The 24,417-nt window shown below is 45.4% G+C and carries 11 protein-coding genes, 3 rRNA genes and 2 riboswitches; of the genes, 11 read left to right on the top strand and 3 right to left on the bottom strand.

The window, feature by feature from the left end; translation table 11 throughout:
• Nucleotides 1-44 precede the first annotated feature (44 nt).
• From ABN702_RS18600 to ABN702_RS18590, 3 genes are all read left to right on the top strand, one after another.
• Nucleotides 45-5,936 (top strand): lamin tail domain-containing protein, encoded by a 5,892-nt coding sequence (locus tag ABN702_RS18600; protein WP_417898223.1) that lies wholly within the window; start codon nt 45-47, stop codon nt 5,934-5,936.
• Between the two features lie 290 nt (nt 5,937-6,226).
• Entirely contained in the window at nt 6,227-6,961 is a 735-nt protein-coding gene (locus ABN702_RS18595) for a phytanoyl-CoA dioxygenase family protein (protein WP_417898222.1), read from the top strand.
• A 59-nt stretch (nt 6,962-7,020) separates the two neighbouring features.
• Nucleotides 7,021-7,827: a helix-turn-helix transcriptional regulator gene (locus ABN702_RS18590; protein ID WP_417898221.1), complete on the top strand. Its 807-nt coding sequence runs from the start codon at nt 7,021-7,023 to the stop codon at nt 7,825-7,827.
• Here the strand turns inward: ABN702_RS18590 and ABN702_RS18585 are convergent, their stop codons facing one another.
• The 3 genes from ABN702_RS18585 to ABN702_RS18575 form a co-directional block, all read right to left on the bottom strand.
• On the bottom strand, nt 7,828-8,499 hold the full coding sequence (locus ABN702_RS18585; RefSeq protein ID WP_417898220.1) for a VOC family protein: 672 nt from the start codon (nt 8,497-8,499) through the stop codon (nt 7,828-7,830).
• Between the two features lie 656 nt (nt 8,500-9,155).
• A complete protein-coding gene (locus ABN702_RS18580) occupies nt 9,156-9,557 on the bottom strand; it encodes an anti-sigma regulatory factor (RefSeq protein WP_417898219.1) in 402 nt (133 codons plus the stop codon).
• A 179-nt stretch (nt 9,558-9,736) separates the two neighbouring features.
• A complete protein-coding gene (locus ABN702_RS18575; RefSeq protein ID WP_417898218.1) occupies nt 9,737-10,435 on the bottom strand; it encodes a Na-translocating system protein MpsC family protein in 699 nt (232 codons plus the stop codon).
• A gap of 414 nt (nt 10,436-10,849) precedes the next feature.
• Between ABN702_RS18575 and ABN702_RS18570 the strand changes: the two genes are divergently transcribed.
• From ABN702_RS18570 to rrf, 8 genes are all read left to right on the top strand, one after another.
• Entirely contained in the window at nt 10,850-11,803 is a 954-nt protein-coding gene (locus ABN702_RS18570) for an AAA family ATPase (protein WP_386645972.1), read from the top strand.
• Nucleotides 11,803-13,014 carry a DUF58 domain-containing protein gene (locus tag ABN702_RS18565; RefSeq protein ID WP_417898217.1) on the top strand — a complete coding sequence of 404 codons (1,212 nt, stop codon included), beginning with the start codon at nt 11,803-11,805 and terminating at the stop codon, nt 13,012-13,014. The genes ABN702_RS18570 and ABN702_RS18565 overlap by 1 nt, the downstream gene beginning before the upstream one ends.
• Before the next feature lies 1 nt (nt 13,015).
• Nucleotides 13,016-15,238 (top strand): transglutaminase TgpA family protein, encoded by a 2,223-nt coding sequence (locus ABN702_RS18560; RefSeq protein ID WP_417898216.1) that lies wholly within the window; start codon nt 13,016-13,018, stop codon nt 15,236-15,238.
• 36 nt (nt 15,239-15,274) lie between these two features.
• Nucleotides 15,275-15,376: riboswitch (purine riboswitch) on the top strand.
• Between the two features lie 163 nt (nt 15,377-15,539).
• Nucleotides 15,540-17,060, top strand: coding sequence for a glutamine-hydrolyzing GMP synthase (gene guaA, locus ABN702_RS18555; RefSeq protein ID WP_417900969.1), 1,521 nt, complete (start codon nt 15,540-15,542; stop codon nt 17,058-17,060).
• Between the two features lie 137 nt (nt 17,061-17,197).
• Nucleotides 17,198-17,299: riboswitch (purine riboswitch) on the top strand.
• Nucleotides 17,300-17,423: 124 nt separating this feature from the next.
• Nucleotides 17,424-18,752 (top strand): NCS2 family permease, encoded by a 1,329-nt coding sequence (locus ABN702_RS18550; RefSeq protein WP_417898215.1) that lies wholly within the window; start codon nt 17,424-17,426, stop codon nt 18,750-18,752.
• 503 nt (nt 18,753-19,255) lie between these two features.
• Nucleotides 19,256-20,805 (top strand): 16S ribosomal RNA (locus ABN702_RS18545).
• A gap of 292 nt (nt 20,806-21,097) precedes the next feature.
• Nucleotides 21,098-24,030, top strand: a 23S ribosomal RNA gene (locus tag ABN702_RS18540).
• Nucleotides 24,031-24,111: 81 nt separating this feature from the next.
• Nucleotides 24,112-24,228, top strand: a 5S ribosomal RNA gene (gene rrf, locus ABN702_RS18535).
• The 16S, 23S and 5S rRNA genes sit together here, the layout of an rRNA operon.
• Nucleotides 24,229-24,417 lie beyond the last annotated feature (189 nt).

Here is a 24,417-nt window from a genome sequence, read left to right as displayed (position 1 = left end):
CGGTAGAATTTTAAATGTTCAAAAAAGTTCGGTGGAGGTTAGTGATGAAGAAAGAGAAGCGTAAGTTTGGTAGGAAGCTGCTGTCGTCATTTATGATTTTAACTATTGTGGGAACGAGTTTTCAGCCGGCCGTGCCGCGCGCAGTGGTGCATGCGGAGGAAGAGGTTAAGGAGATGGAAACCACTCCTGTAGAGGCAACAAACCAGGAGGAAAAAAGTGAGCCGATGGAAAGTACGGAGCCACTAATTGATGAACAGGTAGAACCGCAGCCACCTGAAGTGGAACCGGTGGAAGAAGAGGTTACGGAAGAACCTGTAAAAGAAGAACCCGTAGTGGAAGAGCTGGAAACAGAAGAACATCAAACAGAAGTTGCCCCTCCAGCCGACCAGAAAGAAGAACAATCAGAAGAACCAACTGAAGTACCACAAACGGAAAAAGAAGCCATCACAGAAGAGCTGAATTACAACCTGCTCCCGCATCTACTCATCACAGAAATTTCTCCGAATTCTGCCGGTGCCGGGACTGATTATTATGAGTATGTTGAGCTTTACAATAATACCGATCAAGCGATATCTACAGCGAATCTAAATTTTATTTATACATATACGGATACAGGGAGGGAGATTCCTTTCGCTGTACCTGAAACAACCATTGAACCACAAGAAACCCTTGTATTCTGGTATAACAACGGAGACCGTAGTTTGGCTGATTTTAACCAGAACTATGGGTTGGCATTAACGGAAGAACAGGTGGTTTCTTACAAAGATGCCTTCCCGGGCTTTGCGAATGGTGGAAACCGCGCGTTGGTGATAAAGGATAAGCAGGGGAAGGAATTAGTCTCTGCCAGTTATCTTGGAAACGAGAATGATAACAGAGGAGCGGGAATTGAGTATAAGTTTCCGGCGAGCGGGACGGTGATGGACAAGCATGCGGTTCTTGCGTTGCCAACGCCTGGGTCCATTGAAGCGGTTCAAGTTCCCGAGCAGCCGGTAACAGTAGAAGAAGAGGAAGCACCTGTCGCTGACCAAACACCGCCAGTGATCGAACACACCGCCGTTACAGAAGCGGATAGATTCACTGCCATCCCCGTTCAAGCAACGGTAACGGATGACATGGGAGTAACTGAGGCGACATTATTTTATAAAAAAGAATCAGAGGAAAGCTATACGAGTCTAAGTATGCAACAACAAGAGGCAACGTCTACCTATACCGCCGAAATCCCAGCTTCTAAGGTGAATGGACCAATTACCTACTACATCGAAGCTACAGATGGAACCCATACAGCAGCCACGGAGCCGTCCACCATTTCGGTAGAGGTGCCAGCGGAAACTTACAGTGAACTGCCCCTGCTAATTACCGAGTTGTCTCCGAACTCTAAAGGTGGAGGAACGGATTACTACGAGTTTATTGAGCTGTATAACAATACAAATCAGCCTATGAATCTAGCAAACTATACTTTTGTCTATATGTATACGGACACAGGGAGTGAGCTGCCGTTCCAGGTGCCTGCTGTGGTCTTGGAGCCCCAGGAGGAAATCGTATTCTGGTATAACAACGGAAGCAGGACGCTAGCTGAGTTTAACGAAAACTTCGGGCTGGCGCTCTCAGAAGATCAAGTGGTGGAGTTCAAAGATGTGTTCCCTGGATTTGCGAATGGCGGCAATCGTGCCCTTGTAGTTAAGGATGCGGATGGTGCTGAGGTTGTGTCAGCGAGCTATCTTGGAAGTGACAATGACAATAATGGAGCAGGCATTGATTATCATTTCCCGTCAAGCGGAACCGCAATGGTAAAGCTCCAGGGGGTGGCTGCGCCGACACCAGGTACTGCAAAAGAAAGCCAGGTGCCGACCAAGCCGGTGGAGCTGGAGGAAATTCCGGAAGATAAGATAGCGCCTATGGTAGAGCATACGCCTGTCACCAATGGCATTGCCTACTCGCCAATTCAGATTGAAGCAACAATTACAGACGATATGGCGAACCCTTTTGCGACTTTATTTTATAAAAAGGAAGGGGACGAGACATTTACTTCATTGTCCATGAACCCAACGTCTGAAGGATCTTCTGTCTATACGGCAGAAATACCAGGGGCGGATGTTTCAGGGGATGTCGTTTATTATGTGGAAGCTTCGGATGGTTGGAATGTTTCCAAGACGGAAGAGTTCACGATTGCGGTAGAACAAATGGAAGTGGATTATCAGTCTCTGCCGCCATTTTTGGTAACAGAAGTGGTTCCGGATTCGACGAATGTTGGGTCGGCGGACGGCTATGAGTTCATTGAAATCTATAATAATACGAATCAGGATTTGAGTTTTAAAGATTATAAGCTTTATTATCGTTACGGAGCGGAGAGCGCGACAGATGTGGTGTGGCCTTCGATTCCGGATGATGTGGTGATTCCATCCAAGGAAACGCTTGTATTCTGGATCATCAATGCGCAAAACCGCGAGCAGACGGTGGCTGATTTCAATGCCAATTACGGTTCGAATCTGGTGGAGGATCAGAATATCGTCCGCATCTATAGCGACGGCATGGCCAATGGTGCGATGCGCGGACTTGTAGTGGCAACAAATTCAAAACAGGAGCTTGCGGTTGCTTATTACAATGATGTTCCGAATGTGAAGGATACGGCGGCCAATTTGGGTGTGTTTTATCAATACCCGTTGGACGGCACGACGCAAATGATCAAGACAAATGCCGCGGAAAAAGCGGCAACGCCTGGTATGGTGGAGCCTTCACAGGTGCCTTCGGAAACTGTGAAGATTGAAGACGATACGGTTGCGCCGACCTATGAAAATTTAACGAAGGTAACCGAGATTGATCAGACGGAGAATATTGAAATCGTTCTGGATGCGCAGGACGACAAGGAAGTGAAAACGGTCCGTTTATTTTACCGGACGAACGACCAAACGGAATACAAACAGGCCATCCTGACAAAGGATTACAATGACCTGCTTTACCACTATACAGTCTACTCTCCTGAAATTATCGCCAAAGAGTATGTGGAATATTACTTTGAAATTTCAGATGGCATGAATGAAGTGACGACAGAGACGTATAAGGTGAATGTCACAACGGAGCTAGATTTCTCCAGCCTTCGATTGAATGTAAAAGAAGGGGAGATTCTCGCTGGAGAGAAGATATTGAAAGGGACCTCGAGCACGGATTCCCCTGAAGATGTGAAGCTTTTGATAGATGGTGAAGAAGTTGAAGGAGAAACGTTCCAAGCTGTCGAGCATACCTCTTATTTTGCTTTTGAGGTAAGCGGCATCAACACCTTCTTCCAAAACGGTGTTACCATGGGAGATGAGGTGCTGCACATTTTTGATGATTGGATCAATGAATGGCAGACGATAACCGTTCCGATTAACCCGGCTAAACTGGAGCTTGGAGACAATACGATTACGATTCGAGCGGGTAACAAGGCTTCCCCGCTTGACCTGGAATCTGCGGACAATCGTGACGATTATAACCTTAGAAATGTTCGCCTCGTTTTGGCAGATGGAACCATTCTGCGCGATGCGGTGAAAAATGACCCTGCTCAAGTATTTGACATGGGGGATGACGGAACAGACCGCATTTTTGAAGACTTTACTTTTAAGGTAACAGGTGAACAGGCTCCGTCTAAATCTTATAAATGGGATACGACTTCCGTTTCGGATGGGGAGCATGTGGTTTCTGCTAAGGATGCAGATGAGGAGATCTCAACAAAGGTAATGGTTGATAATACGGCCCCAAGCATCACGACTTCCTTAGAAGAAGGGAAGGAATACAAGGGTGCTTTTACACTCGATGTGACAACAACCGATGCGATTGCTGGTGTAAAAGAAGTGAAGACGCTACTTGATGACAAGGAAATCGCGACACCTTTTGAAACGGCTTCTTCTAAGCTTTCGGCTGGTGAGCATACGTTGAAAGTTGTGGCGATCGACGAGGCAGGAAACGAAGCTGTAAAAGTCGTGCATTTTTCTGTTGTGAATGAAAATCCACTAAAACCAGAGCTCGTTTCTCCAGTGGATGATGCAAAAACCCCTGTTGACGGAGACCCGACATTGAAGGTGAGGGTGGCCGATCCGACTGATGATCAACTAGATGTTACTTTTTACGGTGGCTATAAGTATGATGTAACCCAAGGTGATCGCATGAAGGGCTTTAAAAATGCCAATGAAGTAGAGCCGCCGCAAACGATGGTGCCAGAAGGCGAGGAAGCTTTCACAGAAGAGGATATTGCCCTTGTTTCTAAAGAAGACGGGGAATATCTGATTACGGACTCTTCGACGGAGTTCCCATATCACCGATTTGATGTTACTGTGGATGCTTCTATTCAGGAAGGCGATAAGGTCGAGCTTGTGTGGAGAGGGAACTCCCTTGAAGGCAGGAAGGTGACGATGTATGCCTGGAACCACATGTCCAATAAGTGGGAAATTATTGACTATAAGATTGCTGGAACCGAAGACTTTGACTTGCAAGGTGAGGTCGCAGTCGCTGATTTTGTAAAAGACCATAACATCAACGTGCTTGTTCAGGATGAAATTCCAGCGTCCTCTGAAGATTACGATTATACCTTTGTCTGGATGTCAGATACGCAGTATTACTCGGAAAGCTTCCCGCACATCTATGAAAGGCAAACCGAATGGATAGCGGAAATGGAAGAAGAAATGAAAATTGAGTATGTGTTCCATACGGGGGATCTTGTGAATATGGCCGATCAAGAGTCCCAATGGAATTACGCTGATCAATATATGGGTGTCTTGGACGAGCGCGAAATTCCATATGGCGTGCTTGCGGGGAACCATGACGTGGACCATAAAACGAATGACTACACCCAGTACTATAAATACTTTGGCGCGGACCGTTTTGAGGACAAGCCTTATTACGGCGGGACATACAAAAATAACCGCGGACATTATGACCTTATTTCCTCGAATGGAAATGACTATATCATGGTCTACCTCGGTTGGGGTGTGGAGGATGAAGGAATTGCCTGGATGAATGAAGTGCTTGCTGCCCATCCGGACCGCATGGCAATCTTAAGTTTTCACGAATACTTGCAGGCAACGGGAGTGCGTCATCCGCTTGGCGACAAGTTATATGAGGAAGTCGTGCTGCCAAACGAGAATGTCATTGCTGTGTTGAGTGGCCATTATCATGAAGCGCAAACACTAATTGATGAAGTGGACGATGATGGAGATGGAGTGCCTGACCGCAATGTCTATCAGATGCTTGCCGACTATCAGGCAGGGCCTGAGGGTGGACAAGGCTTTATGCGACTGCTCCATTTTGATACGGATAATAACCGGATTGTCGTGAATACGTACTCTCCGTACCTTGATCAGTATAATTATTATGATACTGAAAACTATCCTGGAAAGGACGAGTTTGTACTGGATCTCGACCAACAGCCAAAAGAAAAACGAGTTTCGACTGACTACTTTGCTGTGAACGTTTATACGGAAGTGGAGATTGGCAAGCAAGAAGCTGTTTCGAGCGGAAGTGTGGCGGAGATGGTGTGGGAGGATCTTGAGGAAAATCAACGCTATTGGTGGTATGTAGAGGTAGAAGATGAGCACACGGGACGTACAGTTTCAGATATTTGGACATTTACAAAAGGTGCCATGGCAGAAGTGCCTTCTACGCCGGATCCAACAAATCCTAGTGATGAGCCCGATCCTGTTGACCCTATGCCTGCACCGGTTGATCCAAATCCGGAGCAACCTGTAATTCCGGATGACCCGGTGGAGGAAAACATGCCAGGAAAACCTGGTGAAGACGCTAAGGAACATGAACAAAAACAAGAGAAGAAAGTGAATGGGGAAAAGCTTCCGAATACCGCAACCAATTTATATAACTTCTATACCATTGGACTTATTCTGCTGCTGATAGGAACAGGCTGCTTAGTATATTTGAGAAAGAGAAGAAGCGAAGCGTCCTATAGGTAGTTCATTGAGGCACATCGAAGAAATGTATAAGATTTAAAATAGCTGATAGTTTACCTCTTGTTTCGGTTTAATGGGGGCTTCTCATAAGTTGAGCAAACTTGTGGGAAGCCTCTTTTTCATTTATTAGGTTACAGGGAGATACGCATTTTGGGTGATTTGATCATCATAAATTATTATAGGAATATCGGATACAGATACATAATTGTCGGTTAAAGATGTTGTGTAAAAACTGATGATTTTTAATAATAGAAGTAAGCGTATGATGAAACCAATGAGAAAGGATGGTAAAAATGGAATCACTAAAAGAAAGGTTAGGTCCCCTTACAAATGAGCAGGTTGAACAATATGACAGGGATGGATACATTTTAATAAAAAAAGGATGTAGTCATGATTTAATTGAGACGTTTAACGCACATATACACACAATACGATCAGCAGATGTAATGCCAGAGTGGGCTGCGGTTGAACCGGAAGACCGCTTTAAACTTCGCGTATTTAATCCACATTTACATGATGGCTTTGCACTACAAATGATGAAACTTCCAATTGTTCGAGGAGCGCTCGCTCAGATAATGGGTGATGAAGCTGTTGGGGTACAAAGCATGTACTTCTATAAAGAGCCCGGTTCTAAAGGGCAGGCAGCACATCAGGATTATTATTATATCCGGAATCATCCAAATACAATGGTTGCAGGATATATCGCCTTGGAAGAAATTGATGAAGAAAATGGCTGTTTATGGGTAATTCCCGGGTCACATAAATATGGCTTATTGAAACATGGTAAAGTGAAGAGAGTAAATGAACATGAACCATGGACGGATGAAACAGAAGGAATAGATCTGTCAAAAGAAATTCCCGTCAGAATGGAAAAAGGGGATATTCTATTCTTCCATAATTTATTGGTACATTCATCAACACTAAATCGCTCAGACAACAGATGGAGAAAGTCTTATGTTTGTCATTACATCAGACATGATTCTGAAATTGAACGTGAAGATTTAAAGAGAAAAATTCCTTTATACTAATGAAATTTAATCAATATCTTAGGATAATCAGTATCATATGATAAGGATGGACAGGAACAATGGAAGTAAATTCTTTAAACATTTTAAGTGCAGGTGCAGGAACAGTAGTTTATCCGCCTGGAGGACATTTTGGCCCAAGAAAGCAAGTGAATTATCAACTCGTTTTTCTTCATACTGGTAAAATGAGTGTTTCTATAAATCAAAAACATCATTACGAAGTACCTCAAGGAAACTTATGTTTATTGCAACCAGGCAATCTGGAAGAATTTCATTTCGCTAAAGATCAGGAAACATGGCATAGGTGGATTGATTTACACGTAAAAAACATGCCATCCGAAATGGAAAATAAATTAAAGTTTCTCCCTTTTTACATGCCTATTTCTGATGCCATGAATCAAATAACCGATTTAATGTTACAGATTCAACATACAGGACAAACAGGAATTACCAATACGAAGTGTACACTGGGAGCCGCAGTTTTAGAGTTATTCATTGAAGAAACACTAAATCAATCAAACGTTGATCGACTTTACCATCCAGTTGTACTGAGGGTAAAGTCGATTATTCATAAGCGTTTCTATGAAGAAATAACAATAGCGGACCTGGCGGAAAACGTCTCCATTTCACCGGATCATCTTGTTCGCTTATTTCGCAAACATGAAGGGGTTACGCCTAGTCATTATTTATGGGAAAGGCGCATTAATAGAGGCATTGATTTACTTCAAAATACAGGATTAACGGTCAGTGAGATAGCGTATCAATCAGGATTTAAAACGTCACAACATTTTGCCCGGCTAATTAAAAAACATACAAATCGTACACCCACAGAAATAAGGATGGAGTATAGGGAAGGTAGAAATAAATAGTTACTTAAATCCCTGTTCCAAAACTAGAGTCTTCACCTTTATATTGTATGGAAGGGTTGGGTGATATAATTGCAGTTCGGATGCATCTTCACTTGCAACTTCAACTGTTACAGGGCTGTTATAGGCGCTTTTTTGGGTGGGGTACCACGGGCGACCGGTTTTGGCTAGAACAAATACACCGTCGTTTCCACCGAAAAATCTAAAGGTAGAATCAAGAGATGGAAATTCGTTAGGCAAAGGTGATAGAAATTGACTCATTTCACTAAGGTCCGGTGCGGGTAAGCCGATTTCGCATATATCATAAAGGCCTATCATCGGATTTGTCGCGGGATTTGGCCTTTCTAAAATTTCCATAATGTTTCCTTCGGGATCATGGAAATATAGCTGCTTTCCTTTCCAGAACATACTTGTTTCTCCCTGCTCATTTTCTAACAAAACACCAAGCTTCTCTAATTTTCGATACATATAGTGAAAGTGTTCCAAACCGGTTCGAAATGCAGCATGATAAAAGGGCTTTTGCTCCGAATGAATAAATGTGAGTCTTGTACTTCCGACTCCGACCGTAAAGTAGTCCTCAAAATCCTCCAATAGAGGAAGCTCCATAACCTCATGGTAAAAAAATTTCATCTCATCTAAACAAGTGGTCTCTAACGTAATTTTTATTATTTTCATGATAACAACTCCTCCCTTTACTAATAGTGTATAAGTTTTATTGAAAGAAGGAATTGGTAGTTAGAATGGACTTCGCTCGGTCTTTTGGAGTAGATAGATGCTTGGAAAAAGCATTGTGGTTTAGGAGGGAATGGGTAGAAAAAGGCTTCCTGCTACATTATCTGAAGGGGATTTCCGGTTTATTCTAACAGTTAAGGGCTGACACTCACGTCAGCCCCCTTTCACTATACAGCTGTTGCTTTTCTTGCAATAGCCAGATGAATCAGTTCCACCATAATCTGTTCTTTCGAACGCAGTCTTAGCTTCTGAAATGCCCGCCAAGCTCGTCTCTTCCGCCATTATGTGCGTCTGAGTTGATGGGGGAGGGGAGAAGGAGTGTGGCACAAAGTAAAGATAAAAATAAAAACTTGTTCAAGATATTGCCCTCTATATATATTCTACTCTATGGATTTTATCAGGAGTTCCAGAAAATTGAAGTGGGTATAATCTGGTATTTTATTTAATTCGCAATAAAAAAGCCCGGATCCGCATCGTGGACCGGGCTTTAAGGTGGTAATCTAGTCAATGGAATGGAAAAAAGTTTGCGAGATTTGTTTAGGAAAAGATGTAAGGGGTAAAGGATAAGAAAGAGGACATTTTACCTGCCAGAAGAGCAGTCAATTTCTCAACCATTTGACTACTCGTATTTGTGTGCCGTTGTCCACTTGGCTATCAATCAAAAATTCATCCATCAGCCTTTTAACTCCTGGGAGTCCGGCTCCTAAGCCGTTGGAAGTGGTGTATCCATCCTCCATGGCCTTTTTGATATTCACGATACCTGGTCCTTCGTCATGCACGACTACTTGCAGACCGGGAACAAGCTTATGAATGATTTCAATGGAAATGGTACCATTCCCTGCATACTTTACGACATTTCTGGCCAATTCCGATATGGCGGTAGTGATTCTGGCCTGATCGATATGGTTGAAGCCAAGACTTGTTGCAACCTCTCGACCAATTTTTCTTACTATAATGATATCTTTCTCATCTTTGATTTTCAGCTGGTGCTTAACAGTCATTCTACAACCCTCCAAGGGTGAGACCTTAAATTTCCTTTGGCTATAAGCAATATCAGCTAATGAGGCTCTTCTCGTCAAATGCAACAATATATGCAAAAACATCCGCTAATAAAAAAGGCCAAAAAGAAGGTCGGTTTCCACCTTCTCTTTGGCTTATGTCTAGTTCCATGCCTAGATCATTACTGCCTATTGTTAGGATTTAAAATAAATACGATCGTGCTTTTATCCAGATTGAAATCCCAGTTTACAAATATGTCATCAATTTGTACATCTAGATACTCTTCGAACAGTTCTTTTCTTTTATAGAGAAGACCTTTTTCAAGCTTTCTTTTTGAAATTGTCAATGGTTCTTCAAAACCCAGTTCAATGAGCATCTTCTCGATTTCAACCAGTATCCCTTTTCGGATAACGATAAGAGTTCGAGAGTTTAATTGATGGGAAAAAATTTGATTTGGTGCTTTTTCGGCAATTTTGCTTACATTGGAGACTTCCAATTCCACTTTGATGCTTTCCGGGTAGGAATAATCAGGTGGAAATGCATCTTCCGCGCCGATCCCTACGAATATGCCTGAAGCATTTGCTAAAGTCCAATCATAATAGAATTCGTTTATCTCCATACCGGACACATTTTTTATCAGTTCCTTCAATTCAGGCGCCAGTCTTTGCATGAGCTTATCCCGTGTCTCTTCTACAGTCAATTCATGCTTTTCATTTATTAATGCTTGTTCCATGGGAGTCAAAAAATTACGTAAATAAATGGTAATATACGGCCTCGAAATGGTTACGAAAATGGATTCCGGACCTTTTCCGAAGTGATCCCTTAATATTCTTCCGATACTGCTTGCTAATTCCAGCTGGCTTTTCTTTATCCCCATCATGTCATTCCTCTAAGAACAAAGCATCATATCTTTATTCCTTAAAATTTTTCTTTCAAACAGGGTTAATTTTTCCAAAAATAAAGAAACTTCTAAAGTACAGTATAACGCAAAAAAGAAAACAATCCCACCAATTACGCCTATATCCCAGTATCTACCTCTTTATTAATGAACACTAACCGCACATGTGAATACGCTCCTTGTAGTATTCTACACAAAAGTTTAGAAACCTTTTTTAAAAGAGTGATTACTACCTATTAATCTATTTTTTTTGTTATTCTATAAATAGGGAATATTGTGAAATTATATATATTACCTAAAAAAGGAATTTAGCCAGTTCCAAGCGAATAGTATGAAGGTTAAGAGTCATTACGGAAAAATGATAAAAACATAGATTCTCTAGGGGGTACATTGTCAATGGAAACTTCTCAGTTACAAGTCAAACGCATCTTGGATAATATCGGAAACGTCATGATCGGGAAAGAACATGTTGCAGAATTAAGCATCGTAGCACTTTTGGCAGGAGGACACGTCCTGTTGGAGGATGTGCCTGGTGTCGGAAAAACATTGATGGTGCGCTCGTTGGCAAAGTCTGTTGGCGCGGAATTCAAACGTATTCAGTTCACTCCGGACCTTTTGCCATCGGATGTAACGGGGAGTTCCATCTACAACCCGAAGGAACTGCGCTTTGAGTTCCGTCCCGGTCCGATAATGGGGAATATCGTATTGGCGGACGAGATCAACCGGACCTCACCGAAAACACAAGCGGCCCTGCTCGAGGGGATGGAGGAAGCAAGTGTGACGGTGGATGGCAATACGCTCTCATTGGGCAGCCCATTCTTTGTCATGGCAACCCAGAACCCGATTGAATATGAAGGAACATATCCTCTGCCGGAAGCGCAATTGGACCGTTTTCTCTTTAAGATGAATATGGGCTACCCGACTCCGGAAGAAGAGGTGCAGATTTTACATACCACAGAAAAACGCCAGCCAATCAATGAACTGCAATCGGTGATTACGTTGGAAGAGCTCCAGGAAATGCAGAAGCAAGTAAAAGAGGTCCACGTGGATGTCACGGTAAAGGAGTATATTGTTGACCTTGTGAATCGCACGAGAACCCATCAATCGGTTTATCTCGGTGCGAGCCCGCGTGGTTCCGTTGCGCTCATGAAAGCGGCGCAGGCTTATGCCTTTATACATGGCAGGGATTATGTCCTGCCGGATGATGTGCAATATTTGGCTAAATACGTATTGCCACACCGTATTATCCTGAAATCGGAAGCGAAATTTGAAGGAATGACAGCGGAACAGGTAGTCAAAAAAGTGATTGATCGGACACCAATCCCTGTACAAAGGTCGATGAGCCGCTAATGAGATCATTTTTCCAAAAAGCCAAAAAGGTTTCAAAATTAATTTCCTTCCTATTTCTGGTCATTATCACGTTTGTATATGCCATGTTCCAAGGGGGCTTTGTCAGCTGGTTCCTATTTTTCAGCTTTTTGCCATTTGCCCTCTATTCCTTATTGGTGCTGCTTTATCCGCTTGCCGATTTCAAGGTGGAGAGAAGCTTGAATCAGGAACAGTACAAGGCAGGGGACAGGCTGGTCGGAACCATTACGTTAAAGCGGACCATTCCTTTTCCGCTCACCTATTTATTGGTGGAGGAAGTGCTTCCAAGCAATCTCCTGTTCAGCCAGCAGACCAAGCAGGCGAAAAGAATCATTTTCCCTTGGTTCAAAAACACCATCACGTTTCAGTATGCACTGGATCGCATTCCCCGCGGGGAGCACGCTCTATCGGCGATACGCTTCAAGACCGGGGATTTCCTTGGGCTGATGGAAAAGGAAAGACTGATCGAAAAGAAAAGGAAATTCCTGGTCTACCCACACTATTCGGAAATGGTCTACAAACAGAATGAAAACAAATTTGATCAAGGTTCGACTTCTTCCAATATGAGATTGATCCGCGATACTTCGATGACAGTGGGCGTCCGGGAATACCAGCCGGGCGACCGCTTTTCCTGGATAGACTGGAAGGCGACAGCCAGAAAGAATGACATTATGACAAAGGAGTTTGAGCAGCAGCAAAGCCATGATGTGGTGCTCCTGCTGGATCGATCGCAGGACTCATCCTTTGAAGCGGCAGTCAGTTATACCGCGACGCTGACAAAAGCGGTATTGAAATATGGATCCCAGATAGGTCTCGTTTCCGTCGGGGAAGATCATTCCGTTTTCCCGTTGCGAAGCGGGGAGGAGCAGTTTTCGCAAATCTACTATCACCTGGCAAAGGTGCAGCCTAACAGCAAACGCAGCTTCGCAAAAGTGATAGAAATGGAGATCGGAAAGTTCCAGCCAACGGTGACCTTTCTATTCCTTACAGGTAAATTGACAAAGGAAACCGTGGAAAGCCTCGAAAAATTATCACATCGCCACATTCATCTGCAGGTGGTCATCACCAAGGATGAAGGGGCAAGGTTGACGAAGGAAGAGCATTCATATATGAATCTCTTAAAACGAAGAAATATTCAAGTGAAGGTTAGTAACGCTGGTCATTCAACCGAGACAATAAGTGAGGTGAGTTAAGGTGGCCACAGCCAATCCATATCAAAGAAATGTGTATGCTTTCCTTATGCATGTATTTGGCTTCATCCTGTTGCTTGAGTGGGTGCTTCCATTGGAGAAAGTGACAGACACTGCCAATCTCTATGTATTCATCGTGTTCCTGACGGTGGCGTTTGCCCTGTCCTTTCTACAGATCATTCCCATTTTGAGCATCATCGTCCAGATGGGCTTTATGATGTATTTTCTTCATGTCCTGTACATGGATGGCGTGTTCCTGAGCAGGGAATGGCTCTCCTTTTTATGGCAGGATCTGACCTTTAACTTCGATATCATATGGGCAGGTGATTGGACTTCCATGACCGGCCTGTTTCGAAGCCTGCTCCTATTTATTTTATTATGGCTTGTAAGCTATTTGGTGATCTACTGGATTCTTTATCGCAAGCAGATGCTCCTGTTTGTGGTGTTCACGGTCACATATGTGGCCATACTTGATACCTTTACGGTGTACGAGGGGAACACGGCGATTGTTCGCCTGATGATTGTCGGCCTGCTCATCGTGGGATTCGTCCATATGGAGCGCCTGAAGGAGAAAGAGGGAATCTACAAATCAGGTAAAATGCTGCTTGCATGGGGAATTCCCCTTACCGTGTTTGTTCTACTTTCTGCAACAGTCGGGTACTTGTCGCCTAAAGCGGCTCCAATATGGCCGGATCCGGTACCGTTTCTTACATCTTTCAACAAGGATAGCGGCAACGGTTCAGGCGGAGTCAAAAAAATCGGCTATGGAGAAAATGATTCGCGTCTCGGAGGGCCGTTCGTTCCGGATGACACGGTGGTATTCCAGGCAGAGGTCACACAAAAGCACTACTGGCGGGTAGAGACGAAGGATATCTATACAGGTAAGGGCTGGGATGCAACAGAGGCAGATCCGGTACCACTTGATGGCGGAGAGAACACCACAGTAGAATGGATTGCCGAAGGGGTGGAAAAGAGACCCCTGACCGCAACGATCATGATGGAAAAAACCTATCCCCATATCAACTATCCACTCGGCTTTACCGGAGTGGAAGCCGAGGAAGAAGCGTTGTATAAAATAAACCCGATCACAGAAAAGATAACCACAAGCGACTTGGAAGAGGAATCGATCCGATTGGAAGAATATCAGGTTAACTACAATTTCCCTCGATATTACATCGAATCATTGAAAAATGCCGTTCCTGGAACCGGAATGGAAAGTGAGGAGGAATTCGTCGAGCGCTATACACAATTGCCGGAAAGCTTGCCGGAGCGGGTAAGGGAACTTGCTGTCGACATCACGGATTCCTACTCCACAAGACACGATAAAGTCCAGGCGGTCGAACGCTATTTCAGAAACAATGATTTTACTTATGAAACAACAGATGTAGCGGTTCCAACAGGGGACCAGGATTATGTCGATCAATTTCTTTTTGAAACACAGATGGGATACTGCGACAACTTCTCCACTTCCATGATCGCTTTACTGCGTGCAGTCGATATTCCTGCAAGATGGGTGAAGGGATACACGGAAGGGGAAACAGTCCAAGGAGCCCAAGCCGTTAACAGTGCCAACAGAGTGCTCGAAGTAACCAATAACAATGCGCACTCATGGGTGGAGGTCTACTATCCGGAGGTTGGATGGGTCACCTATGAACCGACAAGCGGCTTCAGTAATCCCTACAGCTTCGTGTATGAAGCGGTAGACCGTAACGCAGCAGGCGAAAATGGAGAAGAACAGACCCCGGAACTGCCTGAAACACCAGAAAAGCCTGAAACACAAAGACCGGAACCAGGCCAAGAGGACATTGATGAAGGTGGGGGTTCTTCGAAAGGAGCAGGTACAACTTTTGATTTTGAGCTTACATGGAAACCGGTGCTCATCACTCTTGGTGCAGCGATTTTATTATTCTGCATTCTCTACTTCACAAGAAACAAATGGAAGCCTTATTTTTATATTGCACGGTACAAGGGTCGCAGAGATGAGCAGGCCTTCGGCAAAGCGTACAACACCTTATTAAAGCAATTCCATTCCATCGGACTAGTGCGGGAGGATGGGCAGACTTTAAGGGAGTACGCTAAGTATATCGATAATTTCTACCGGAGCAGCGATATGCAGAGCCTGACGTCCCACTACGAACGAGTGCTATACCGTGGAAACTCATCTCGGGAAGAATGGGAGAAATCGGTGGAATTATGGGAAAATTTAATTAAAAAGGCATCATCTTGACCTCCTAGAAACACATTGATAGAATAAGGACAAATTTAATCAAATAAGTATTGGCTTCATATATCCTCGATAATATGGTTCGAGAGTCTCTACCGGGTTGCCGTTAACTACCCGACTATGAAGGCAGTTTATTTCTAGTAAACTAGGATTCTGCCTTCTTATGTATATATGAGGGGGAAATTCTGGTTTTTTTGTGTTTTTCAGGCATATCTTTCCTTTTTACGGTCAAAATAAGCGGAAAGCCGTGCTCCGAAATAAATATTCTATTATGAGGTGAATTGGGTTGGAAGGTATTCAACAGATGGTCGTCGTTTTAGACTTCGGAAGTCAATATAATCAGTTAATAACTCGTCGTATCCGTGAGTTCGGTGTTTACAGTGAACTGCACCCGCATACGATTACAGCGGAAGAAATCAAAAAGATGAACCCGAAAGGAATCATTCTTTCAGGTGGACCGAACAGTGTGTACGGAGAAGGTTCTTTCCGTTGTGATGAGGAAATCTTTGAGCTAGGCATTCCTGTTCTGGGGATCTGCTACGGCATGCAATTAATGACAATGCATTTTGGCGGAGTGGTGGAAAAAGCAAGTCACCGTGAGTACGGCAAAGCGCTTGCTACTGTTACGAACCAATCTGCGTTATACAGCGAGCTTCCTGATCAGCAGGTTGTGTGGATGAGCCACGGGGATCTTGTAGTAGGAGCACCTGAAGGCTTCGTGACAGACTTAACAAGTCCATCATGCCCGATTGCCGGCATCAGTAATGAAGAGAAAAAAATGTACGGTGTTCAATTCCATCCGGAAGTACGTCACTCTGTGTACGGAAATGACCTATTGAAAAACTTCGTCTACAACGTTTGTGGCTGCACAGATAGCTGGACCATCGAGAACTTCCTTGAAATTGAAATGCAAAAAATCCGTGACATCGTCGGCGACAAGAAAGTACTATGCGCACTTAGCGGCGGTGTAGACTCTTCTGTAGTAGCGGTTCTGATCCACAAAGCAATCGGTGATCAGTTAACGTGTATTTTCGTTGACCATGGTCTGCTTCGTAAAAATGAAGCCGAGCAGGTAATGAAAACATTCAGCGAAGGCTTCCATATGAATGTGATCAAGGTTGATGCGAAAGACCGTTTCTTAAATAAACTAAAAGGTGTTTCCGACCCAGAGCAAAAACGTAAAATCATCGGTAACGAATTCATTTACGTATTTGATGATGAAGCGTCCAAACTCGAAGGCATCGATTATCTAGCACAAGGAACACTCTATACAGATATTATCGAGAGTGGTACGGCAACAGCACAAACAATCAAATCCCACCACAACGTAGGCGGTCTTCCTGAGGACATGCAGTTCCAGTTGATCGAACCGTTGAACACATTGTTCAAGGATGAGGTTCGTGCACTGGGAACAGAAATGGGTATTCCGGATGAGATCGTATGGCGTCAACCATTCCCAGGTCCAGGCCTTGGAATCCGTGTTCTTGGGGAAATCTCCGATGAAAAGCTTGAAATCGTTCGCGAATCCGACCATATTCTACGTGAAGAAATCAAGAAAGCGGGCCTTGACCGTGATATCTGGCAATACTTCACGGTATTACCTGATATCCGCAGTGTAGGAGTAATGGGAGATCAGCGTACGTATGACTACACAATCGGGATCCGCGCCGTTACTTCCATCGACGGAATGACTTCTGACTGGGCACGTATACCATGGGATGTGTTAGAAATTATCTCTACACGTATCGTAAACGAAGTGGATCATATCAACCGCGTCGTGTATGACATTACAAGCAAGCCACCTGCAACGATTGAGTGGGAATAGGTAGAAAAGCTGACTGGATTCATGCCAGTCAGCTTTTTTATGTGTAAAAAACGAATAAATATTAAATTATTGTCGAAAATGTTCGTATTTTGTATTGACGAGCTACTGGTTGCTTGGTAAAATAAGAGCAGAAATCATATCTTATATAGTTCAAATCTCGTATAAATTTGGGAATATGGCCCAAAAGTTTCTACCAGGCTACCGTAAACGGCTTGACTACGAGGTGTATGGAATGGTGTATGACTGCTCTTAAATGGAGAAGCCGTATGCATTTCCCTATCCTCGTCTGTCAACGCCCCTGGTATCCAGGGGCGTTTTCTTATTTATACGATCATCTGCTTCACACATTCGAGGAGGATTCATATGAAGAAATACTTTGAGTTTGAAAAATTCGGAACAAGCTATAAAACAGAATCCATTGCAGGTTTGACAACATTCCTTGCAATGGCCTATATCCTGATCGTCAATCCGCTTATGCTTTCCTTGGCAAGTGTAGGGGACTATCCGGATGCATTAAGAATGGATCAGGGAGCGGTCTTCACAGCGACGGCATTATCAGCAGCTATTGGTTGCCTAGTCATGGGACTATATGCCAAGTATCCTATCGCACTAGCACCAGGTATGGGTCTTAACGCGTTCTTCGGTTATACAGTAGTTCTTACAATGGGTATTCCTTGGCAGACTGCTTTGGCAGGGGTACTGGTTTCAGGATTAATCTTCATCGCTTTGACACTTACAGGTCTACGTGAAAAAATCATCAACTCCATCCCTGCAGAATTAAAATATGCAGTGGGAGCGGGTATCGGATTGTTCATCACCTTCATCGGCTTCCAAAATGCAGGTGTGATTGTAGGGGACGACGCAGTTCTAGTTGGACTGGGTGATCTAACAGCTGGAAATACACTTCTTGCAATCTTTGGGTTGATCGTGACAGTAGTTCTTATGGTTCGCGGCTTCAAAGGCGGGATTTTCTTCGGTATCGTTATTACAGCAGCGGTTGGGATGATGTTCGGTCTCATCGATACGCCTGCTAATGTCGTAAGCGCACTACCACCAAGCCTGGATCCGACATTCGGTGCTGCTTTTGCTCACCTTGGTGACATCTTTACTATTGAAATGCTGGTAGTCATTCTGACATTCCTATTTGTAGACTTCTTTGATACTGCAGGTACGCTTGTAGCAGTAGCCAATCAAGCTGGACTTATGAAAGATAACAAGCTTCCTAGAGCAGGGAAGGCTTTATTCGCAGATTCAACTGCAACAGTAGCAGGTGCAATTCTTGGAACATCTACTACAACGTCTTATATCGAATCATCTGCCGGGGTGGCTGCTGGTGGGCGTACAGGTTTCGCATCCGTTGTTACAGCTTTACTTTTCATTTTGTCTCTTTGGTTCTTCCCGTTGTTATCCGTCATCACTGAACCGGTAACAGCACCAGCGCTTATCATCGTAGGTGTGCTTATGGTATCTGCGCTTGGCAAAATCAAATGGGACAATTTCGAAATCGCTGTACCGGCATTCCTGACAATCATCGTCATGCCGTTATCGTATAGTATCGCAACAGGTATTGCGGCAGGCTTCATCTTCTACCCGATCACGATGATCATGAAGGGTAGAGCAAAAGAGATTCACCCTGTCATGTACGGACTGTTCGTCATCTTCATCTTATACTTTGTGTTTTTAGTTGAATAGATTACTAGATTCTGACCCCTGCTCCTTAATGGAGCGGGGGTTTTCAATATGTAGTTAGATAGATGGAAAAAACTTCTGAGGATTAATTGGGTAATGACGTTTAGTAGGTGGTGGGAACGGTAAAGACAATAGTATAGAAGAAACAACATTCGAGGGGGGGAGGATAGATTAGTAGTATAGAAGGAATTAAATGCGGAAATATTATTTTAGAAAAACAGTTGACGGGTTTATATGTTAGATGGTATATTAATATTCGTTGCTGCAAAACACGAAATTACTTTTCGAAAGAACACAGCAACAAAGAAGTTTTTTAAAAAAAGTGTTGACCTTGAAAGGTTAACATGGTATAGTAATTAAGTCGCCACGGAGCGGCAAGCTACAGAAGCGAAAATGATCTTTGAAAACTAAACAAAACAACAGCGTCCACGTTAATCTTATAGGGATTAACAAAGAACGAAAAAGAAACATAAGCTAGTCAACATTTGAGCATAAGCTCAAACTCTTTATTGGAGAGTTTGATCCTGGCTCAGGATGAACGCTGGCGGCGTGCCTAATACATGCAAGTCGAGCGGACTTACAAAAGCTTGCTTTTGTAAGTCAGCGGCGGACGGGTGAGTAACACGTGGGCAACCTGCCCTTGAGACTGGGATAACTTCGGGAAACCGGAGCTAATACCGGATAATATAAGGAACCTCCTGGTTCCTTATTGAAAGATGGTTTCGGCTATCACTTAAGGATGGGCCCGCGGCGCATTAGCTAGTTGGTGAGGTAACGGCTCACCAAGGCGACGATGCGTAGCCGACCTGAGAGGGTGATCGGCCACACTGGGACTGAGACACGGCCCAGACTCCTACGGGAGGCAGCAGTAGGGAATCTTCCACAATGGACGAAAGTCTGATGGAGCAACGCCGCGTGAGTGATGAAGGCCTTCGGGTCGTAAAGCTCTGTTGTTAGGGAAGAACAAGTGCGAGAGTAACTGCTCGCACCTTGACGGTACCTAACCAGAAAGCCACGGCTAACTACGTGCCAGCAGCCGCGGTAATACGTAGGTGGCAAGCGTTATCCGGAATTATTGGGCGTAAAGCGCGCGCAGGTGGTTTCTTAAGTCTGATGTGAAAGCCCACGGCTCAACCGTGGAGGGTCATTGGAAACTGGGGAACTTGAGTGCAGAAGAGGAAAGTGGAATTCCAAGTGTAGCGGTGAAATGCGTAGAGATTTGGAGGAACACCAGTGGCGAAGGCGACTTTCTGGTCTGTAACTGACACTGAGGCGCGAAAGCGTGGGGAGCAAACAGGATTAGATACCCTGGTAGTCCACGCCGTAAACGATGAGTGCTAAGTGTTAGAGGGTTTCCGCCCTTTAGTGCTGCAGCTAACGCATTAAGCACTCCGCCTGGGGAGTACGGTCGCAAGACTGAAACTCAAAGGAATTGACGGGGGCCCGCACAAGCGGTGGAGCATGTGGTTTAATTCGAAGCAACGCGAAGAACCTTACCAGGTCTTGACATCCTCTGACAACCCTAGAGATAGGGCTTTCCCCTTCGGGGGACAGAGTGACAGGTGGTGCATGGTTGTCGTCAGCTCGTGTCGTGAGATGTTGGGTTAAGTCCCGCAACGAGCGCAACCCTTGATCTTAGTTGCCAGCATTAGGTTGGGCACTCTAAGGTGACTGCCGGTGACAAACCGGAGGAAGGTGGGGATGACGTCAAATCATCATGCCCCTTATGACCTGGGCTACACACGTGCTACAATGGACGGTACAAAGGGCAGCAAAACCGCGAGGTCGAGCCAATCCCATAAAACCGTTCTCAGTTCGGATTGCAGGCTGCAACTCGCCTGCATGAAGCCGGAATCGCTAGTAATCGCGGATCAGCATGCCGCGGTGAATACGTTCCCGGGCCTTGTACACACCGCCCGTCACACCACGAGAGTTTGTAACACCCGAAGTCGGTGGGGTAACCTTTTGGAGCCAGCCGCCTAAGGTGGGACAGATGATTGGGGTGAAGTCGTAACAAGGTAGCCGTATCGGAAGGTGCGGCTGGATCACCTCCTTTCTAAGGAATATGACGCTGTTTGTTTTGTTTAGTTTTGAGAGAGCATTCTCTCAAAAAAATATGCGCTTGCGTCTGCAAGTGAATTCAAGAAGTTGGATTCCTCAGCGCATGGCAGCATGAAGTAACGCTCTGAAGCATCGCATGAAGTGATGCAAATCAGTAGCCATGTTCCTTGAAAACTAGATAACGTTAAGTAATATCAAGATACATTCACAAGTATCGTTCATCTTAGTAATTTTCTTTTAAGATATCATCGCTGATATCGAAAAAACATGACAATTAGTTTGTCAACGGTTAAGTTATTAAGGGCGCACGGTGGATGCCTTGGCACTAGGAGCCGATGAAGGACGGGACTAACACCGATATGCTTCGGGGAGCTGTAAGTAAGCTTTGATCCGGAGATTTCCGAATGGGGAAACCCACTGCTCGTAATGGAGCAGTATCTTTACCTGAATACATAGGGTACTGAAGGCAGACCCGGGGAACTGAAACATCTTAGTACCCGGAGGAAGAGAAAGCAAACGCGATTTCCTGAGTAGCGGCGAGCGAAACGGAATTAGCCCAAACCAAGAGGCTTGCCTCTTGGGGTTGTAGGACACTCAACATGGAGTTACAAAGGAACGGGGTAAATGAAGCGATCTGGAAAGGTCCGTCATAGAAGGTAAAAACCCTGTAGTTGAAACTTCGTTCCCTCCTGAGTGGATCCTGAGTACGGCGGGACACGAGAAATCCCGTCGGAAGCAGGGAGGACCATCTCCCAAGGCTAAATACTCCCTAGTGACCGATAGTGAACCAGTACCGTGAGGGAAAGGTGAAAAGCACCCCGGAAGGGGAGTGAAATAGATCCTGAAACCGTGTGCCTACAAGTAGTTAGAGCCCGTTAATGGGTGATAGCGTGCCTTTTGTAGAATGAACCGGCGAGTTACGATCCCGTGCAAGGTTAAGTCGATGAGATGGAGCCGTAGCGAAAGCGAGTCTGAATAGGGCGAATGAGTACGTGGTCGTAGACCCGAAACCAGGTGATCTACCCATGTCCAGGGTGAAGTTCAGGTAACACTGAATGGAGGCCCGAACCGACTCACGTTGAAAAGTGAGCGGATGAGGTGTGGGTAGGGGTGAAATGCCAATCGAACCTGGAGATAGCTGGTTCTCTCCGAAATAGCTTTAGGGCTAGCCTCATATGTTAGAGTCTTGGAGGTAGAGCACTGATTGGACTAGGGGTCCTCATCGGATTACCGAATTCAGTCAAACTCCGAATGCCAAAGACTTATCTATGGGAGTCAGACTGCGAGTGATAAGATCCGTAGTCAAGAGGGAAACAGCCCAGACCGCCAGCTAAGGTCCCAAAGTATACGTTAAGTGGAAAAGGATGTGGAGTTGCTTAGACAACCAGGATGTTGGCTTAGAAGCAGCCACCATTTAAAGAGTGCGTAATAGCTCACTGGTCGAGTGACTCTGCGCCGAAAATGTACCGGGGCTAAACGTATCACCGAAGCTGCGGACTGTTCTTACGAACAGTGGTAGGAGAGCGTTCTAAGGGCGTTGAAGCTAGACCGGAAGGACTGGTGGAGCGCTTAGAAGTGAGAATGCCGGTATGAGTAGCGAAAGAAGGGTGAGAATCCCTTCCACCGAATGCCTAAGGTTTCCTGAGGAAGGCTCGTCCGCTCAGGGTTAGTCGGGACCTAAGCCGAGGCCGAAAGGCGTAGGCGATGGATAACAGGTTGATATTCCTGTACCACCTCCACTCCGTTTGAGCAATGGGGGGACGCAGAAGGATAGGGTAAGCGCACTGTTGGATATGTGCGTCTAAGCAGCAAGGCTGAGAAGTAGGCAAATCCGCTTCTCATTAAGGCTGAGCTGTGACAGCGAGGGAAATATAGTACCGAAGTTCCTGATTTCACACTGCCAAGAAAAGCCTCTAGCGAGGAGTATGGTGCCCGTACCGCAAACCGACACAGGTAGGCGAGGAGAGAATCCTAAGGTGAGCGAGAGAACTCTGGTTAAGGAACTCGGCAAAATGACCCCGTAACTTCGGGAGAAGGGGTGCTCTGTTAGGGTGTTAAAGCCCGAGAGAGCCGCAGTGAATAGGCCCAGGCGACTGTTTAGCAAAAACACAGGTCTCTGCGAAGCCGTAAGGCGAAGTATAGGGGCTGACGCCTGCCCGGTGCTGGAAGGTTAAGGGGAGAGGTTAGCGCAAGCGAAGCTTTGAACCGAAGCCCCAGTAAACGGCGGCCGTAACTATAACGGTCCTAAGGTAGCGAAATTCCTTGTCGGGTAAGTTCCGACCCGCACGAAAGGCGTAACGATCTGGGCACTGTCTCAACCAGAGACTCGGTGAAATTATAGTACCTGTGAAGATGCAGGTTACCCGCGACAGGACGGAAAGACCCCGTGGAGCTTTACTGTAGCCTGATATTGAATTTTGGTACAGCTTGTACAGGATAGGTAGGAGCCTGAGAAGCCGGAGCGCTAGCTTCGGTGGAGGCGTCGGTGGGATACTACCCTGGCTGTATTGAAATTCTAACCCGCAGCCCTTATCGGGCTGGGAGACAGTGTCAGGTGGGCAGTTTGACTGGGGCGGTCGCCTCCTAAAGAGTAACGGAGGCGCCCAAAGGTTCCCTCAGAATGGTTGGAAATCATTCGCAGAGTGTAAAGGCACAAGGGAGCTTGACTGCGAGACCTACAAGTCGAGCAGGGACGAAAGTCGGGCTTAGTGATCCGGTGGTTCCGCATGGAAGGGCCATCGCTCAACGGATAAAAGCTACCCCGGGGATAACAGGCTTATCTCCCCCAAGAGTCCACATCGACGGGGAGGTTTGGCACCTCGATGTCGGCTCATCGCATCCTGGGGCTGTAGTCGGTCCCAAGGGTTGGGCTGTTCGCCCATTAAAGCGGTACGCGAGCTGGGTTCAGAACGTCGTGAGACAGTTCGGTCCCTATCCGTCGTGGGCGCAGGAAATTTGAGAGGAGCTGTCCTTAGTACGAGAGGACCGGGATGGACGCACCGCTGGTGTACCAGTTGTCTTGCCAAAGGCATAGCTGGGTAGCTACGTGCGGACGGGATAAGTGCTGAAAGCATCTAAGCATGAAGCCCCCCTCAAGATGAGATTTCCTTTTGCTTCTAGCAAGTAAGATCCCTGAAAGATGATCAGGTAGATAGGTTCGAGGTGGAAGCATGGCGACATGTGGAGCTGACGAATACTAATCGATCGAGGACTTAACCCAAAAAACAATGAACGGCACTTGTGAATCTTGGTAAGAAAATACGTTATCTAGTTTTGAAGGAACATCCTTCAATTGAATATGTCTGGTAATGATGGCGAAGAGGCCACACCCGTTCCCATACCGAACACGGAAGTTAAGCTCTTCAGCGCCGATGGTAGTTGGGGGCTGTCCCCCTGTGAGAGTAGGACGTTGCCAGGCAAATTTAGAGGGAAGATCAGTGCTGATGAGGCGCTGGTCTTTTTTTGTGTTTTGTTTTGTTCTTTGGATTTGTTGTGTGGGGGGATGGTACTTATTAGTGCCAGGCCCCTCTTTTTTGTTTTGGGGAGAAAGAGGTTGGGTGGTGGAGGGAGGGGCCTGGCACTGGTGTAGTCAGAGGAGGAAAAGTAA

Source organism: Bacillus haimaensis, assembly GCF_048270625.1.
Classification (GTDB): Bacteria; Bacillota; Bacilli; order Bacillales; family Bacillaceae_I; genus Sutcliffiella_A; species Sutcliffiella_A haimaensis.
Note: the sequence above shows the minus strand (reverse complement) of the source record. Positions and strands in the feature narration are given on the sequence as shown.